At 74.5% G+C, this 15837-nt stretch carries 13 protein-coding genes; 4 read left to right on the top strand and 9 right to left on the bottom strand.

All coding sequences use genetic code 11. The features are described from left to right. Nucleotides 1-304: 304 nt before the first annotated feature. Nucleotides 305-1525: an ROK family protein gene (locus ABZX96_RS16245; RefSeq protein WP_355544311.1), complete on the top strand. Its 1221-nt coding sequence runs from the start codon at nucleotides 305-307 to the stop codon at nucleotides 1523-1525. Nucleotides 1526-1724: 199 nt separating this feature from the next. On the opposite strand, the gene ABZX96_RS16240 is transcribed toward ABZX96_RS16245, so the two are convergent. The 6 genes from ABZX96_RS16240 to ABZX96_RS16215 form a co-directional block, all read right to left on the bottom strand. Further along, nucleotides 1725-2720 carry a phosphotriesterase gene (locus tag ABZX96_RS16240; RefSeq protein WP_355544308.1) on the bottom strand — a complete coding sequence of 332 codons (996 nt, stop codon included), beginning with the start codon at nucleotides 2718-2720 and terminating at the stop codon, nucleotides 1725-1727. A gap of 131 nt (nucleotides 2721-2851) precedes the next feature. After that, nucleotides 2852-3436: a DUF4865 family protein gene (locus tag ABZX96_RS16235; RefSeq protein WP_355544305.1), complete on the bottom strand. Its 585-nt coding sequence runs from the start codon at nucleotides 3434-3436 to the stop codon at nucleotides 2852-2854. A gap of 84 nt (nucleotides 3437-3520) precedes the next feature. Then, nucleotides 3521-3919, bottom strand: coding sequence for a cupin domain-containing protein (locus tag ABZX96_RS16230; RefSeq protein ID WP_355544302.1), 399 nt, complete (start codon nucleotides 3917-3919; stop codon nucleotides 3521-3523). 446 nt (nucleotides 3920-4365) lie between these two features. Continuing rightward, a complete protein-coding gene (locus ABZX96_RS16225) occupies nucleotides 4366-4959 on the bottom strand; it encodes a TetR/AcrR family transcriptional regulator (RefSeq protein WP_355544299.1) in 594 nt (197 codons plus the stop codon). Between the two features lie 243 nt (nucleotides 4960-5202). Then, entirely contained in the window at nucleotides 5203-5781 is a 579-nt protein-coding gene (locus tag ABZX96_RS16220; RefSeq protein WP_355544296.1) for an ATP-binding protein, read from the bottom strand. Nucleotides 5782-6004: 223 nt separating this feature from the next. Then, nucleotides 6005-6292: a hypothetical protein gene (locus ABZX96_RS16215; protein ID WP_355544293.1), complete on the bottom strand. Its 288-nt coding sequence runs from the start codon at nucleotides 6290-6292 to the stop codon at nucleotides 6005-6007. Between the two features lie 300 nt (nucleotides 6293-6592). On the opposite strand from ABZX96_RS16215, the gene ABZX96_RS16210 reads away from it, so the two are divergent. Continuing rightward, nucleotides 6593-7750, top strand: a complete 1158-nt coding sequence (locus tag ABZX96_RS16210) for a PLP-dependent cysteine synthase family protein (protein WP_355544290.1) — start codon at nucleotides 6593-6595, stop codon at nucleotides 7748-7750. A gap of 144 nt (nucleotides 7751-7894) precedes the next feature. On the opposite strand, the gene ABZX96_RS16205 is transcribed toward ABZX96_RS16210, so the two are convergent. Together ABZX96_RS16205 and ABZX96_RS16200 are read right to left on the bottom strand one after the other, a co-directional pair. Then, complete coding sequence (locus ABZX96_RS16205; RefSeq protein WP_355544473.1) at nucleotides 7895-8362, bottom strand: SRPBCC family protein; 468 nt, start codon at nucleotides 8360-8362, stop codon at nucleotides 7895-7897. 148 nt (nucleotides 8363-8510) lie between these two features. Next, nucleotides 8511-9353, bottom strand: coding sequence for a DeoR/GlpR family DNA-binding transcription regulator (locus ABZX96_RS16200; protein ID WP_355544287.1), 843 nt, complete (start codon nucleotides 9351-9353; stop codon nucleotides 8511-8513). A gap of 477 nt (nucleotides 9354-9830) precedes the next feature. Between ABZX96_RS16200 and ABZX96_RS16195 the strand changes: the two genes are divergently transcribed. Beyond that, nucleotides 9831-12068 (top strand): hypothetical protein, encoded by a 2238-nt coding sequence (locus ABZX96_RS16195; protein WP_355544470.1) that lies wholly within the window; start codon nucleotides 9831-9833, stop codon nucleotides 12066-12068. 181 nt (nucleotides 12069-12249) lie between these two features. Here ABZX96_RS16195 and ABZX96_RS16190 read toward each other — a convergent pair whose 3' ends face one another. Next, nucleotides 12250-14652 carry a right-handed parallel beta-helix repeat-containing protein gene (locus tag ABZX96_RS16190; RefSeq protein WP_355544467.1) on the bottom strand — a complete coding sequence of 801 codons (2403 nt, stop codon included), beginning with the start codon at nucleotides 14650-14652 and terminating at the stop codon, nucleotides 12250-12252. 310 nt (nucleotides 14653-14962) lie between these two features. On the opposite strand from ABZX96_RS16190, the gene ABZX96_RS16185 reads away from it, so the two are divergent. Next, nucleotides 14963-15688: a CBS domain-containing protein gene (locus ABZX96_RS16185; RefSeq protein ID WP_355544284.1), complete on the top strand. Its 726-nt coding sequence runs from the start codon at nucleotides 14963-14965 to the stop codon at nucleotides 15686-15688. Nucleotides 15689-15837 lie beyond the last annotated feature (149 nt).

Here is a 15837-nt window from a genome sequence, read left to right as displayed (position 1 = left end):
GATCGAGCACTGGGCGGGTCGGTACGGGATCTGACCCATCCCTGAGCGGTCCCATACGGGACCCGACCGAGCGCTGATCGGGTCCGTACGGCGTCCCACGGAGCGCCGAGCGGGCCCGGCCTGGTCCTGTGTGCTTGAGAGGGCTTCGGACGCGCCCGGGCTCGGTCCTCGGGTGAACTCGGCCCCACGGACCGACCCGTCCGGACGGACCCGACCGGGCTGGGGACGGCGGAACGCCCGTCCCCGGCCCGCGATCCGTCCCCGCCTATTTTGTTTCGCGCTGGCACAAAGCGAGAATGGGCACGTGACCCACACTCGGACAACCAGGTTGGAGCGGGGCCGCGGTGCCCTCGGACCCGCGCTGGAGCTCGTGCACACCGGACGCGCGCCCACCCGCGCGGTCCTCACCTCCGAACTCGGCGTGACCCGTGCGACCGCCGGCGCGGTGGCCGCCGAACTCCAGGCGCTCGGCCTGATTATCGTCGACTCCCGGCCGACCGCCTCGGCGGGCTCGCAGGGACGCCCCTCCCACCGCCTGTTCATCGACGAGAACGGCCCGGTCGTGCTCGCCGTCCAGATCCACGCGGACGGCTTCCGGGTGGCCCTGGTCGGCCTCGGCGGCCGGATCGTGACGACGGTGTCCGGCTGCGGCACCATCCCCGCCGACCCGGCCCACGTCCTGACCGAAGCGGTCACCGAGGGTGCCCGGATGCTGCGCGAGACCGGCAGGCGCTGCCTCGGCGCGGGGCTCGCCGTCCCGTCCGCCGTCGCCGAGCCGGACGGCGAGGCGCTCAACCCGCTGCACCTCGCCTGGCCCACCGGCGCTCCCGTACGGCGGCTCTTCCTGCGCGCGCTCACCGAGGCGGGCATCTCCGGGGTGACCCCGGAGATCGGCTTCTCCGCCAACGACGTCAACCTCGCCGCGCTGGCCGAGCACCGGCACGGCGCCGGACGCGGCGCCCGCCACCTGCTGTGCGTCGCGTCCGGGCACCGGGGCGTGGGCGGCGCGCTGGTCCTGGACGGCCGGTTGCACCGCGGCAGTTCGGGGCTGGCCCTGGAGGTCGGCCACCTGACCGTCAACCCCGAGGGCGCGCCCTGCCACTGCGGCAGCCGCGGCTGCCTGGACGTGGAGACGGACCCGGTGGCCTTCCTCGGCGCCGCCGGCCGCACACCGGGGCCCGAGGGCTCCCTCGTCCAGCAGGCCGCCGCCCTGCTCCGCGAGGAGTACGCCGACCCGGCGGTGCGCGCCGCCGCCGAACTCCTCATCGACCGGCTGGGCCAAGGGATCGCCGGGCTCGTCAACATCCTCAACCCGGACCGCATCATCCTCGGCGGGCTGCACCGCTCCCTCCTGGAGGCGGATCCGGAACGGCTGCGCGCGGTGGTCGCCGACCGCAGCCTGTGGGGACGCAGCGGCGGAGTGCCGATCCTGGCCTGCTCGCTCGACCACAACAGCCTGGTCGGAGCGGCGGAACTGGCCTGGCAGCCGGTGCTCGACGATCCGCTGGTGGTGCTGGAGGACTGAGGCGCGGGACGGACCCACGCGGCGGGGAGCACGTGTGGGCCCCGGTTCAGCCGACGAACATCTGGGAACGCGGGACCGGCGAGGCCGACGAACATCCCCGGACCCAGGCCCAGCGAGGCAGGGGATCACCTGTGCCCGTCGGCCCAGAGGCCTCACCGTCCGCCGCCCCGGACCTCTCACCGTCCGTAGCCCGGAGGGCTCACCGTCCGCCGCCCGCCCCGCCCACCGACGACTTTCCGCCACCGCGCGCCCCCGGCTCCCAAGCGGCGGCGAAGGCCCGCCCGGGGTTGACGGTCAGCACGCGTTCCACCAGCTCCGCGCCCAACGCGAGCTCCAACCGCGGCGCCAACCGGCGCGGCAGGTACGGCATTCCGGGCCCGCCGTCCACCGACCGCGCCGCGGCCGTCGTGGTGTCCCCGCCCAGCAGGAGGCGGTCGCCGTACCCGGCGTCGGCGAGCGCGGCCAGCGCGTCGGGCAGCCGCCAGTCGGTGGCGTGATGGGCCCGCGAGGGGCCGTCGAAGGCCAGGTACGCCCCGGCCTCGGCGGCCTGCCGGTGCACGGCGAGGTCCGGCGCGCGGTTGAGGTGCCCGAGGACGACCCGCTCCGGCGGCACCCCCAACTCCCCGCACAACAGGTCCAGGACGTCCAGCGCGCCGGTCCCCAGCTCCAGGTGGACGCCGATGGCGGCACCGGTCGCGTGGTGGGCCTCGGCCGCCGCCGCCATGGTGTGACGGGCGTGCGCGTCCAGCCCGTGGAACCCGCCGGCCACCTTGATCATTCCGGCCCGGGGCCGCTCGGCCTGGTCCGCGCTCCCCGTCCCGACCGCTTCGGCCGACGCGGCGGCCCCGCTCGACCGCCACGTCCCGATCCCCGTCGTCAGTTCCGCGACGAACAGCCCCGCCAGGTCGTCCCACACCCGGGTCAGCGCCTCGGGCGCGTAATGCACCGCCTGGTGCAACCCGGTGGCGGCGACGATCCGCACGCCCGACCGCAGGGAGAGCCGGGCCAGTTCGCCGGCCCCGCGCCCCATCCCGTACGGCGTCCACTGGATCACCGTGCCGCCACCGGCCGCCCGGAACGCGGCCAACTCCGCCGCCGCGGCCCCGGCGTCCGCCAACTCCTCCCCGGGGAGTCGCGGACTGCGCAGGAAGAGGTGGTCGTGGGCGTCACAGACCCCCAGCGCGCCGGGCGCCACGTCCCCGAGGACAGTACGGACGCGGAGCGGCCCGCCCGCCGGGCCGGACGGGTGCCCGCCGCCTGGCCCGCCCGTCGGACCGGACGGGCCCCCGCCGCCCGGCGTGAACCGGCCCGCCCCGCGCGGGACGGTCACCACTGCCGGCCCCGGGGGAGCCGGTCGACGCCCGGTGCCGACAGGTGCAGCACCCGGTAGCGCTCACCGGCGGACGACGGAGCCGCCTCCTCCCAGAGGGTGTAGTGGACCAGCTCCCAGTGCCGGGGGTCGAGGGCCAGCGCGGTGGAGTGGACACCGTCCTGCCGCGCCACCTCCCGCTGCTCGGCGAGCGCCTCCTCGACCGCGACGGCCGGGTCCCGGTCCTCGGGGAGGGACACCAGGCGCCGGGAGGAAGCGCGGGGCGTCGCACCGGCGGCCGGTCCGCGCGCGAAGAAGAGGCCCTGCCAGTGCCGCACCACCGGGCGGCCGAAGTCGCGGACGACCCCGCGGAACCCGTCGCCCATGAGGAAACGGTTCATGGCCTGCGGGTCCGCCCAAAGGTAGAAGGGCGCGTACTGATTGACGGCCGAACCGTCGACCCCGCGCTCACGGACGCCGTACGCCTTGAGGCCCAGACCCGCGAAGTCGTCGAGGAGGTGGCCCTTGGTGCGGACGCGGTGCCGGATGATCTCCATGTCGTAGTCGGCCGGAAGCGTGATCGGGTACTGAAGGGCATGCATGAAAAGGCTCCGTAGGAGAAGGGAGACGGGCGTGCCGACGAACGGCCGGCACGCGGAAAGGACGACCGCGAGGGCGCCGGGCCGTCAGGCGGCGAGGTACGCGCCCTCGTCCACCCGTTCCTCCCACGCGGCGGTGGCGCCGTCGTCCGCGGCCTCGACCACCGGCAGGTGGGTCATGAAGGTGTGCGGCCCGGCCCCGTGCCAGTGCCGCTCGCCCGGCGCTATCCACACCGTGTCCCCGGCCCGGATCACCTCCACCGCGCCACCCTCGCGCCCCACCCGGCCCTCGCCCTCGGTGACGTGCAGCACCTGGCCGTGCGGGTGCCGGTGCCAGGCGGTACGCGCCCCCGGCGCGAAATGCACGCTGAACATCCGCAGCCGGGACGGCGCGGGCGGCGCGGCGATCTCGTCGAGCCAGACCGACCCGGTGAAGTGCTGCGCGGACCCCGCCTGAGTGGCGGGACGACTCCTGGTGATCTCCATGGTGGACGCGTTCCTTTGCTGCTTCGGGTGGGACGTCTACTGCTTCGGGTGGGACGGATGAGGGCGCGTACGACGAGGCGGACGGGCGCGGGTGCGTACGAGGACGCGGACAGGTGAGGCCGTGTACGACGAGGCGGACAGGCGAGGGTGCGTGCGAGGATGCGGACAGGCGAGGCCGTGTACGACGAGGCGGACAGGCGAGGCCGTGTACGACAACGCGGACGGGCAGGGTCGCCGACGGCCATGCCGACGCGTGAGGTGCGTATGGCAGGCAGTACGACACACCACGCGATGGCAGCCCGGCGCCCCGAGTGAGGCGGACAAGCCGCACGTCCTGCAGAGGGCGACGGCACGAGCCCGGCCGCCATACGAAACCGGCGGTCATCGACGGACGTACCGCGTCGTACGGCGAAAGCCGGGAGCCCGCGCGCCCGTAGGCGTACCGCTTACCGTCCCGCCGCGACGGTCCGCGCGTCGAGCAGTGCCAGCACGCCGCGCACGGCGGTGTCGAAGGGGGCGGGCGACTCCGCCGCGCGGGCGAGGACGTAGCCGCCCTGAACGGTGGCGACCACCGCCGCGGCCGTCCCCTGTGGATCCAGCGCCGCGTCGAACTCGCCGCGCTCGCGGCCCTCGGCGAGCACCCCGGCGATCCGGCCGCGCAGCCAGTCGAGCGTCTCGAACACGGGCGCGCGGAGCGCCGGGTCGGCGATCACGTCGGGGTCCATGGTGAGCCGTCCCACGGGGCAGCCGCGCAGCACGTCGCGCTCGCGCAGCAGATAGGCGCGCACGCGATCGTACGCGCTGCCGTCCCCGCTCAGCGACGCCTCGGCGGTGGCCCGCATCCGTTCGGCGGTGCGCCGGATGGCGGTCAGGGCGAGGTCGGACTTGCCGGAGAAGTGGTGGTACATGCTGCCCTGGCCGACGCCCGCGCGCTGCAGGATCGCCTTGGGGCTGGTGCCGACGTACCCCCGCTCCCAGAGGAGTTCCTGGGTGCTCTCGATGAGCCGTTCCGGTGTGGTGGTCATGCAGGCAGTGTACATACTAGTAGTTACAGAGATCGTCGGCGGTCTGCGGGCGAAGGGTGAGCCGCTCGCCGGAAGGCGCCCGGACGCGCGAAGGCCGACGCGCCGCGGTCCTGGTGTGCCGCTGCCTGCGTCGGCCGGAACGGGGCCGTTCGGATCGGCTCCGAGGGGGTGTGCCCGTGCCGACCGTGAAGGGGGCGCGCCCGCGCCGACGTGGAAGGGGTTCGCCCGGGTCGGTCGCGAGGGACTTCCCGGGGGTGCCTATACCGACGTCCGTACGTGGGGGTGCGCCGGTTTGCGGACGGGGGGCTCCGGTGCCGACTGGAGAGGAGGCTCGGAAGAGGAGTGGGTCGCCCGGGAAGGGCGATGGGCCGTGGCCGGCACCGCGCGTCCGGCGGACCGTGGTCGGTCGAAGGGCGGGTGGCACGGTTCTTCCGGCGCCGGGGAAAGGGCCGGGAGCGTGAACCACACGACCTTGCCGGTCCCTTCCGGACGTACCCCCCAGCTCTCGCTGAGCGCCGCGATCAGCGACAGTCCGCGGCCCTCGGTCTCCAGGCCGCCGGCCGCGGAGCGCAGGTTCGGGAGGTGGGGATCCAGATCGCGTACGGAGACCGTCAACTGGTCCAGGAGCACGCACAGTTCCACGGTGCACTGCTTGCTGGGTCCGGCGTGCTGGTGGACGTTGGCGAGCAGTTCGGTGACGCCGAGCGCGGCGGCGTCGATCAAGGCGTCGAGCCGCCAGTAGCGGAGCTGCGCCGATACGATTCTGCGCACTTGGCCGATCCGGGCCGGAAGGGCCTGGAGTTCGACCGTGCAGTGTCTGCTGGGCTGCCTGATCACGACCACGACTCCCTGATGAGGTCGGGCGCCCCTCGTGCGTGGCGGGGGCGAAGATCGGATCCAGCGATGCCGCCTTGCTCCACTGTGTCACCGCTGGTGAACCCTCAGTGATACGAGTCCAGGATCATCCCGTGAGGGCACTCACGCAACCGCACCGCCGCCCGCGGGAACCGAAAAGCGAAACGGCGGAGCCGGGGCGCGAGCCGGGAAACGCGCCCTCACGTTACGTCCGTGTCGACCGGGCGGCCTCCACGGCGTCGATGAACCGGTCGGCGGACCCGAGCGTCAGTGAGTAGCGGTGGCCGTTGAGGGTGGCCAGCGCCCGGTCCTGGGATGCGAACAGCGGCTTGTAGGCCTGCACGGCCGAGACCGGGGCGCTGTCGATGACCTTGCCGTAACTGGTCAGCAGCGCCACGCTGCCGTCTCTGACGACGACCTGCCCCGCCCGGGTCAAGGACCGCGGCCACCGCTCTATGCGCACCCCGGTCGCGTTGAACTCGGGCTCCGTCATGGTGAACGCCTCCTCAGCGCCGTGGGCCGGTGCCGCCCGTCTCTGGTGCGCAGTCTGCCCGGGAGGGGCCGCCCACACCAGCACCCATTGGCCAAAGCTCGTCGGGCCCCTCCCAATGGCCGAACCGCGTTCAACCAACGGGTCCCCAGCGTGTCCCCGGATAAGCCCAAAGCACTGTTTATGCAGGTGAGAAGGGTGAGACAGCCGGTTATAGTCGGATCTGGCCCGAGCGTCCGGCACGGGTTCCCTCCCGAGACTCGTACCGGCTCCGCACGGACGTACGAGGTGAGGAGCGCGCAGATGAGCGCAGCCCAGCAGCCACCGGACCCGACGGGCCTGACGGGCGTCCCGGGGGAGCCCCTGCCCACCGCCGACGTGGACCGCAGCGATCCGGGTTACCGTTCCTGGCTCAAAGAAGCCGTCCGCAAGGTGCAGGCGGACGCCAACCGCACCGCCGACACGCACCTGCTGCATTTCCCGCTGCCCGAGCGCTGGGGCATCGACCTCTACCTCAAGGACGAGTCGACGCACCCCACCGGCAGCCTCAAGCACCGCTTGGCGCGCTCGCTGTTCCTGTACGGGCTGTGCAACGGCTGGATCCGGCCCGGCAAGCCCGTCATCGAGTCCTCCAGCGGCTCCACCGCCGTCTCCGAGGCGTACTTCGCCCAGCTGATCGGCGTGCCCTTCATCGCCGTGATGCCCGCCTCCACCAGCCCCGAGAAGACCCGGCTCATCGAGTTCCACGGCGGGGGCTGCCACCTCGTGGACGATCCCCGGACCGTGTACGCGGTCTCCGCCCGGCTCGCCGCGGAGACCGGCGGCCACTACATGGACCAGTTCACCTATGCCGAACGGGCGACGGACTGGCGCGGCAACAACAACATCGCCTTGTCGATCTACGAGCAGCTCCGCAGGGAACGCCACCCCTGCCCCGCCTGGATCGTCGCCACGGCGGGGACCGGCGGCACCTCCGCCACCATCGCCCGGTACGTCCACTACATGCAGTACGACACCCGGGTCTGCGTCGCCGACCCGGAGAACTCCTGCTTCTTCGACGGCTGGCGCACCGGCGACCCCACGTGCGGCTGCGACACCGCCTCCCGCATCGAGGGCATCGGCCGGCCCCGGATGGAGCCGAGCTTCGTGCCCGGCGCGATCGACCGGATGATGAAGGTCCCCGACGCGGCGAGCGTGGCGGCCGTACGGGCGCTGGAGGCGGCCATCGGGCGCAAGGCGGGCGGTTCGACGGGGACCGGGCTGTGGAGCGCCCTGAAGATCGTCGCGGAAATGGGCGACGCGGGACGCACCGGCTCCGTCGTCACGCTGCTGTGCGACCCGGGCGACCGCTACCTGGACAAGTACTACTCCGACGCCTGGCTGGCCGCGCAGGGCCTGGACATCCGCCCCTACGCGGCGACCTTGCGGACCTTCATGGAGACGGGGACCTGGCGGGAGTGAGGGGCACCGCGCGCGACCCGGCGGTCCGGCCGCGCACCACTCAGGCCCCGCGCCGCTCAAGCCCCGCGCCGGTCCGAAGCGTGCGTCGACCGGGAACGGCGGCCCGGCGGGGAGCGAGGACATCACCCTCCGACCCGCGCCGCTTCAGCCCACGTACCGGTCCAACGCGTGCATCGACGCCCGGAACGCGCGCCCCAGCGCGGGCCGGGCCAGCGTCAGCGCGAAGCGGAAGGCGGGGCGTCCGTCCGCCGCGCACAGCCACCGGACGCGCGTGCCGCCACCGGCCGGGACGAGCCGCCAGTCCTCCAGGAGCGCGAGCATCCCCGGGACGTTGGTCGCCTCCGCCCGGCACACGTAGTGCTCACCGGCCTCCGCGGCCAGGACCGTCTCGGTGAACCAGGCGCCGCCCGTCAGCCGTACCTGACGCCCCAGACCGCCCGCGGTGGGCGCGGCGCCCGCGACCCAGGTGAACCAGTGGCTCCACCCCGCCACGTCCCCGGCCAGCGCCGTGTACACGGCCGCGGGCGGCGCCGCGATCTCGGCGGCGAACACCAGCCGCAGTGGCGCGGTCTCGGCGAAGTCCGGCTCCACCGGGCGGAGCCGATGCGACAGGGAGGAACGTCTGAACACCACCGAACACCTCCGACACACCCCGCGCGCACGGCACCGGCGCCCCGCGCCTGCGGGCCGAAAACCTTCGCACGGAACGGAGCCGCACGCCATACCCGGCGGCCGTCGGCTCCTCCGCACCCGGCGGCCGTCAGGCCTCCACGTCGTCCCCCGGCTCGCCCGCCACCAGCAGCTCCAGCGGCAGCTCGGCGACCTCCGCGCGGGCCCGCGGCGCCAGCCCCCCGTCCGTCACCAGCACGTCCACCTCGTCCAGCGACGCGAACGAACTCAGCCCCACCGTGCCCCACTTGGTGTGGTCGGCGACCACCACGACCCGCCGCGCGGAGCGCACGAAATGGCGGTTGGTCTCGGCCTCGGCCAGGTTGGGCGTGGACAGCCCCGCCTCCACGGATATGCCGTGCACCCCCAGGAACAGCACGTCGAAGTGGAGCGAGCGGATCGCGGCGTCCGCGACCGGCCCCACCAGGGTGTCCGACGGCGTGCGCACGCCGCCCGTCAGGACGACCGTGGCCGGGCCGGGGCGGGGCGCCGCGCCGCCGGCCGCCGCCCGCTGGGCGCCGTAGAAGACGTCCGCGACCCGCACCGAGTTCGTCACCACCGTGAGGTCCGGGACCTCCACGAGCTGCTGGGCCAGCGCGAACGCCGTCGTGCCGCCCGCCAGCGCGATGGCGCTGCCCGGCGCCGCCATCCGGGCCGCGGCCTTGGCGATGTCCTCCTTCGCGCTCAGCTCCAGGGCGGACTTCGCCTCGAAACCCGGTTCGTGCGTGCTGGGCTCGCTCACCGGCACGGCGCCGCCGTGCACCTTCTCCAGCACGCCCTGCCGGGCGAGCGCGTCCAGATCCCGGCGGACCGTCATGTCCGAGACGTTGAGCCTGCGGGTCAGTTCGTTGACCCGCACGCCACCGCGCCGCCTGACCTCGTCCAGGATCAGGGCGCGCCGCTGTTCCGCGAGGAGGTGCTGTTGGTCGCTCACCCGGCCCGCCCCTTCCGCCCGGCTGCCGTCCGGCAGCGTTGTCGTTGGTGCCGCTGGTGCGGTCGCTGTCGCACTCATCCTCGCACGGGGTACCGACAACGATCGCCCGGTGCGCACGGCGGACCGGGCGTCCGGTCCGAACCTCCTTCCGCTGTCACCACGAGGTGGTTCCATACACCCGGCGGGGAAAACCCACTTCGGAACACCCCGCACGGCCTGGCCCGGGTCCCCTGCGCACCTCGCGCGAGCCCGGGCCGCCACAGCACCGACAACGGGGGAATCACCATGGACACCACCGACCGGCCACAGCAGGCCGCCGCACCCTCCGCACCACCACAACCACCCGGTGCTTCCGACGCGGAACGGACCCGGAAGACCGGCCCGGCCCCGCACCAGGACGGCCACCACCCCTCCGCCCGGCGCCCCTTGGCGCTGGAACTCCTCGTCCACGGCGTCGGCGGCACCTCGCCGGAAGCCATGCTGGAGCACCCGCACGCCGTCCTGGTCACCGGCGACGACACCGCGGCCTGCTACCGGAGCCGGGACGACCAGCACGCCGAGGACCACCCCGAGAAGCGGGGCAAGGAGCCCATCCGCGAGGCGTACTGCTGGTGCAACCTCACCTCGGGCAAGGGGTCCCGCGCCCTGTGGCTGCTGCTGCTGCCCTTCATGGTCGCCAACCTCGCCCACTGGATGCGCCCCGCCGCCCCGCCCGGCCACCGGGGCCACCGGGTCTACGACGTCCTGGTCCGGGTCCTCGCGCTCAGCCTCACCGTCCTCCTGACCGCCTCGGCCTGCGAGGTCGCGCTCGACCTGACGGCGTGGCAGTGCGCGGGCAGCGCCGCCTGCGCCGCGGGCAAGTCCTGGCTGGGCTTCCTCAGCGCCGGGGACGGCGGCGCGGTGAGCGCGCCCGGCCGCCGCCTGGCCCTGGCCGCCCTCCTCCCGCTGCTGCTCGTCGGGTTCCTGTGGTGGCTCTCGCACCGCACCTGGAGCGCCTACGAGTCGGCCTCCCCGCCGCCGCGCCGCCCCGGCGTCTCCCGCGACATCCCGCCCGAGGAGCGCCCCGCGCTCAGCCTCAACGGGTTCTGGTACGGCCGCAGGCTGGTCGCCCGGCTGCGCGGCGCGCACGTCGCGATCGGCATGCTCACCATCGCCGGGGCCCTGCTGCTCGCCGCCGCGGACGCCGACCGGCGTCCTGGCGGCAGCGGCGTGCTGGCGGCCACGGGCGTGGCGCTGGCCGTCGTGGTCGGCCTGCTGGCGGCGACCGCCGTGTGGATAGTGTGCCGCGCCGCCCGCAGCGAGGCGGAACCTGACGAGACCGACGACCGCTTCCTGATCACGGCGCTGCCCGTGGCCTCCCTGGTCGTGCTGGCCCTGACCGCCGTGCACAGCGCGTGGGACCGGCCCGGCTGGACGAGCACCGGCGCGCTGCCCGGTACCGGCGTCTTCGCCCACCTCGCCGTCCTCCAGGGCGTGCTGGCCCTCGGCCTCCTGGTGACCGCCTTGTTCCTCCAGAGGGCCGCGCGCCGCACCGGGCACGACGACGGACGCGCCGCGCTGCGCGGCATGAGCGGCGCGGCGGTCGCCCTCCTGGCGTGCGCGCTGGGCGGCGTCCTGACCGGGGGAGTGGCCCAGCGGATCGCCGACTGGCTGGACGGCGGCGCCACCCCCGGCCAGCTCCACTCGCCCATCCCCGGGCCGCCCGTCCTGCTGTCCTGGCAGGCGTCGGTGATCCCCGTCCTCCTGCTGGTCGTCGTGCTGTTCGGCGTGTTCGCCGCGGTGCGGGTCACCCTCGTGCGCCGCGCCGTCGCCAAGAACGTCCCCGGTCTGTACGAAGAACGGTCCCGGCCGGACCCGCAGCGCACCCGGCAGATCGCCGGCACCATCGCCCGCGCGGGACTGACCGACTCGGCGCCCCTCCTGGTCGCCGCGATCTCCCTGGTCACCCTGGTGCTGGGCGGCGGCGCCGTGCTCGGCGCCTGGCTCACCCACCACGCCCCGGGCCGCGCCACCCAGAACGCCCCGTCCCTGGTGCACGGCGCCGCCCAGACCGCCGAGTCGCTCGGCTCCTGGCTCATGGGCGCCGGCGTCATCCTGCTCATCGCCATGGGCCGACGCGCCTACCAGGACCGCTCCGCCCGCCGCACCATAGGAATCCTGTGGGACGTCGGCACCTTCTGGCCCCGCGCCGCCCACCCCTTCGCGCCCCCCTGCTACGCCGAGCGGGCGGTGCCCGACCTGACCTGGCGGATGGCGACGTGGACGGAGCGCCACAACGGGCGCCTGGTCATCTCCGGCCACTCCCAGGGCAGCGTGCTGGCGGCGGCGGCCGTCTGGCAGCTCGACCTGGCCACCCGCAGCCGGGTCGCGCTGCTCACCTACGGGGCGCCGCTGGAGCGCCTGTACGGGCGGTGGTTCCCGGCGTTCTTCGGCCCGGCCGCGCTCACCCAGCTCCACCACGAAATGGACGCCTGGCGCAACCTGTGGCGCTTCACCGACCCCATCGGCGGCCCGATCCGCCTCACCGGCGAGGACGGCCCCGAGGTCGACCGCGGTCCGTTGCGCGACCCGCTCACCTTCGGCCGGACGCTGCGCCATCCGCTGCCCGAGCAGATCCTGGGCCACGGGGACTACCAGGCCGATCCGGCGTTCGCCGCGGCCCGCAGCGAACTCCTCGCCCGCCTCGGCCCCGAAGTACCGCCCCAGCGGGCCTGACCGGGCCCGTGGACGGACGGGACCGGGGCCGCCCCGACCACCGCACCACGGTGGCCCGGGGCGGCCCCGGATCCGTCACGCGGTCACTCGCGACGGGAACGGGCCGGGCACACCGATCCGCTCGCGACGGGAACGGGCCGGGCGCCCGGCCGACAAGCCCGCCGCCCTTTACCGCACCCCCTCAGGGCAGTTCCGGCAGATCCTCCGCATACAGGAGCGAGAGGTCGTCGGTGCTCGGGTCGGGGAGCTGGGCCACCCGGCCCGCGTGCCGCTCGACCATCGCCTCGAACGTCTGCCGCGCGGTGCGCCCGTTGCCGAACGAGGGGCCCTTCGGGAGCGCCGCGAAGTACTTCAGCAGCGCGTCGTCGGCCCCGTCGGCGAGGCGGTACTCGTGCTCCTCGCCCTGCTGCCGCACGATCCGCAGCAGCTCCTCCGGCGTGTAGTCGCCGAAGGTGATGGTGCGGGAGAAGCGCGAGGCCACCCCCGGGTTGACGGCCAGGAAGCGCTGCATCTCGGCCGTGTAGCCCGCCACGATGACGACCACGGCCTCCCGGTGGTCCTCCATCAGCTTCACCAGCGTGTCGATCGCCTCGCGCCCGAAGTCCCGCCCGGAGTCCTCCGGCGACAGCGCGTACGCCTCGTCGATGAACAGCACCCCGCCGCGTGCCCGTTCGAACGCCTCCTGCGTGCGGATCGCGGTCGCGCCGATGTGCTCGCCCACCAGGTCCACCCGCGAGACCTCCACCAGGTGCCCGCTCTCCAGCACCCCCAGGGCCGCCAGGATCTCGCCGTACAGGCGGGCGACGGTGGTCTTGCCGGTGCCGGGCGAGCCGGTGAAGACCAGGTGGCGGCGGACCGAGGCGGCCTTCAGGCCCGCCCGCTGCCGCCGGCGCCCCACCTCGATCATGTTGATCAGGCTGCGCACCTCGTGCTTGACGCTCTCCAGGCCGACCAGCGCGTCCAGTTCGCCGAGCACCTCGCGCGAGGGGCGGCCGGCCACCGCGGGCGCCGCCGGCGCGGCGGGCTGCGCCGGGATGTCCGCCAGCAGCCCCACCGCGGACGGCGCGGTCCGCACGGCGCTCACCGCGCGCGCCGGCACCGGCGGCGGGGCCTCCTCCCGGCTCTCGTCGCTGGTGCAGTCCTCGACCACGGGCCCGTCCTCGGCGAACTCGTACCCGCCGCGCGCACACCGCTCGGTCCGGCAGCGCGTCAGCGTCGTCCGGCAGCCGTCGATGACGTGGAACCCGTACCCCGCGCTGCCGGTGACCCGGCAGTCGTGCACCGTGCCCCGGCCGCCCGCCGAGATGTAGAAACCGGCCTCGACCGGCGAGGACACGGTGCACCGTTCCACCGTGGGGTCTGCTCCCTTGGTGACGATGACACCGGTCTGGGTGCCGTCGATGGTGCAGTTGGCGAGCGTGCCGCCGCTGCCGTGGTCCCGGAACCACGCGCCGGTCGCCACGTCCCGGATGCGGCAGTCGTCCAGTTGCACGGTCGCGCCGTCGCTGACGGAGACGGCGGTGTTGCGGATCTGGAAGAGGTCGCTGTCCACCACCTCCGCCCGGGAACCCCGGTCCAGGACGAACAGCGCGTCCGGCACGTCGTGCACCCGCGTCGCCTCCAGGACCGCCGTCGCGCCGTCGCTGATCCACACCGCCGGATAGTCGCCCGTGCTGTCGTGGATCTCGCAGTGCCGCGCGTCCACCCGCGTGCCCGGGTCCCAGACGGACAGTCCGTTGCGGCCGAACCGCCGCACGGTGCCCCGGGTCAGCGTCAGCACGGAGCGGGACCGCAGGTCCACGGCGTTCTCCGGGACGTCGTGGATGGCGCAGTCGGTGAGCGCGAGCACCGCGTCGGTGTCGAGCGTGACGCCGTCGGCGGTGGTGCGGTGCACCGTGCAGTGGGCCAGGTGGCCGCTGGCGCGGGCCGCCACCTGCACCCCGGCGCCCTTGATCTCGTACAGCTCGCAGCCCGCCGCCTCCACGGCGCTGCCGTCGCCGTTGACGGACAGCCCGGCACCGGAGGCGTGGTGGATGCGGCAGTCGCGCAGCCGCGGGCGCGCGCCCCCGCGCACCGCGAACCCGGTCTGCCCGGCGGCCACCACCTCGCACTCCTCGAACGAGCCGCCCGCCCCGTCCAGGACGCCGAAGCCCACCCCGCCCGGGTTGTCCACGGAGCAGCGGCGCACCGTCGGCCGCGCGCCCCCGCGCACCTCGATGCCGACCGCGGACCGCGTCACCACCCGCAGGCCCGTCAGCTCCGGCGCCCCGTCCTCCACCAGCACCGCGGGCGAGGCCGCGTCCCGCGCCTCCACCAGGAGGTCCGAGACGACCGCGGAGGCGAGCACGGTCAGCGCGACCCCGTCGGCGGGCGCGATCCGTACCGTGCCGTGCGCCCCGTCCACGCCGCGCAGCGTCACGGCCCGCGTCACCACCAGGTTCTCCCGGTACGTGCCCGGGGCCACGGTCAGCACGTCGCCGTCCGCGGCGGCCTCCAGCGCCGCGCCGAGGGAGTCGTACTCGCCCGTGCGGCGCCGCCACCGCGACGTCCCCGCGTGCGTCACCTGGACCGAGCCCTGTGCCATGGCGTTGACGTGCCCCCACCTCGTACGGCTGTTGACGGCCCGGCGGTCGTACGTCCGCCCGTGTCCGCGTACGTGTTGCCCGGCGTACCGGCCCAGCTGCCGGCCGCTCCACCGTAGCGTGCCCATGGGACGGCGGTTGACATGGACGGGTACCCGGTCCGGGCCCGGGCGCCGGCACCGGAAGAGGTACGCCGACGGCACGGCACCGGCTCCGTCACCCATCGGACGCGGACCGTATCGCGCCCCTCCCTGCCTGGCCCCCGTCCCGGCGGCGGACCGACACTGAACCTCCGCCCGAGGGAGGCCCGTGATGGATCACCGGCTCGTCGGCCACCTGATGAACACCCACGTCGTCAGCGCCCGCTACAACACCTCCTTCAAGGAGGTCGTCAACCTGCTCGCCCACCACCAGAAGACGGGCCTGCCCGTCGTCGACCGCGACGGCAAGGTGCTGGGCGTGATCTCCGAAACCGACCTGATGTTCCGTCAGGCCGCCCGGGACATGCTGCAGAACCGCTGGTACAACCGGCGCCGGCTGACCGGCAGCGCGCGGGCCGCCCGCGCCCGGCAGCGGGCGCTGCGCGCCGGGCAGCTGATGACCTCCCCGCCCGTGACCATCGGACCCCACCAGTCCGTCGCCGAGGCGGCCCGGCTCATGGTGACCGGCCGCATCGACCGGCTGCCGGTCGTGGACGCCGAAGGCCGGCTGTGCGGCCTGGTGACCCGCACCGACCTGCTCAGGGTCTTCCTGCGCCCGGACGAGGAGATCCGCGAGGAACTGGTCACCGACGTCCTGGTCCGCACCCTGGGACTCAAGCCCGGCGTCATCGGCGTCTCCGTACGGGCGGGCGTCGTCACGCTGTCCGGGCGGCTGCCGCGCAGCGGCGAGGTCGCCACGGCCGTCCGCCTCGCGGGCCGGATCGACGGCGTGGTCGCGGTGGTCGACGAGCTCGGTTACGAGGCGGACGACACGGCCGAGCAGCCGGGGGAGCAGACGGTCAGGGACCGGGCGGAGGAGTGGCTGCGGCAGTTGTGAGGATCCGGTCGCGATGACGAGGACGGGGGCAGCCGGGGACGGCGTACAGGCCGCCGGGGACGGCATACAGGACGGCCCGCCCCGGCATCGGCCCGCCCCGGCCCCGGCTTTCCGGCCCCGCCGCCCCGTCGCGGCCCCGGCCGCCCGGA

The sequence above is a fragment of the Streptomyces sp. NPDC003077 genome (genome assembly GCF_040611095.1).
GTDB lineage: Bacteria > Actinomycetota > Actinomycetes > Streptomycetales > Streptomycetaceae > Streptomyces.
This window is presented reverse-complemented; position numbering and strand designations above follow the sequence as displayed.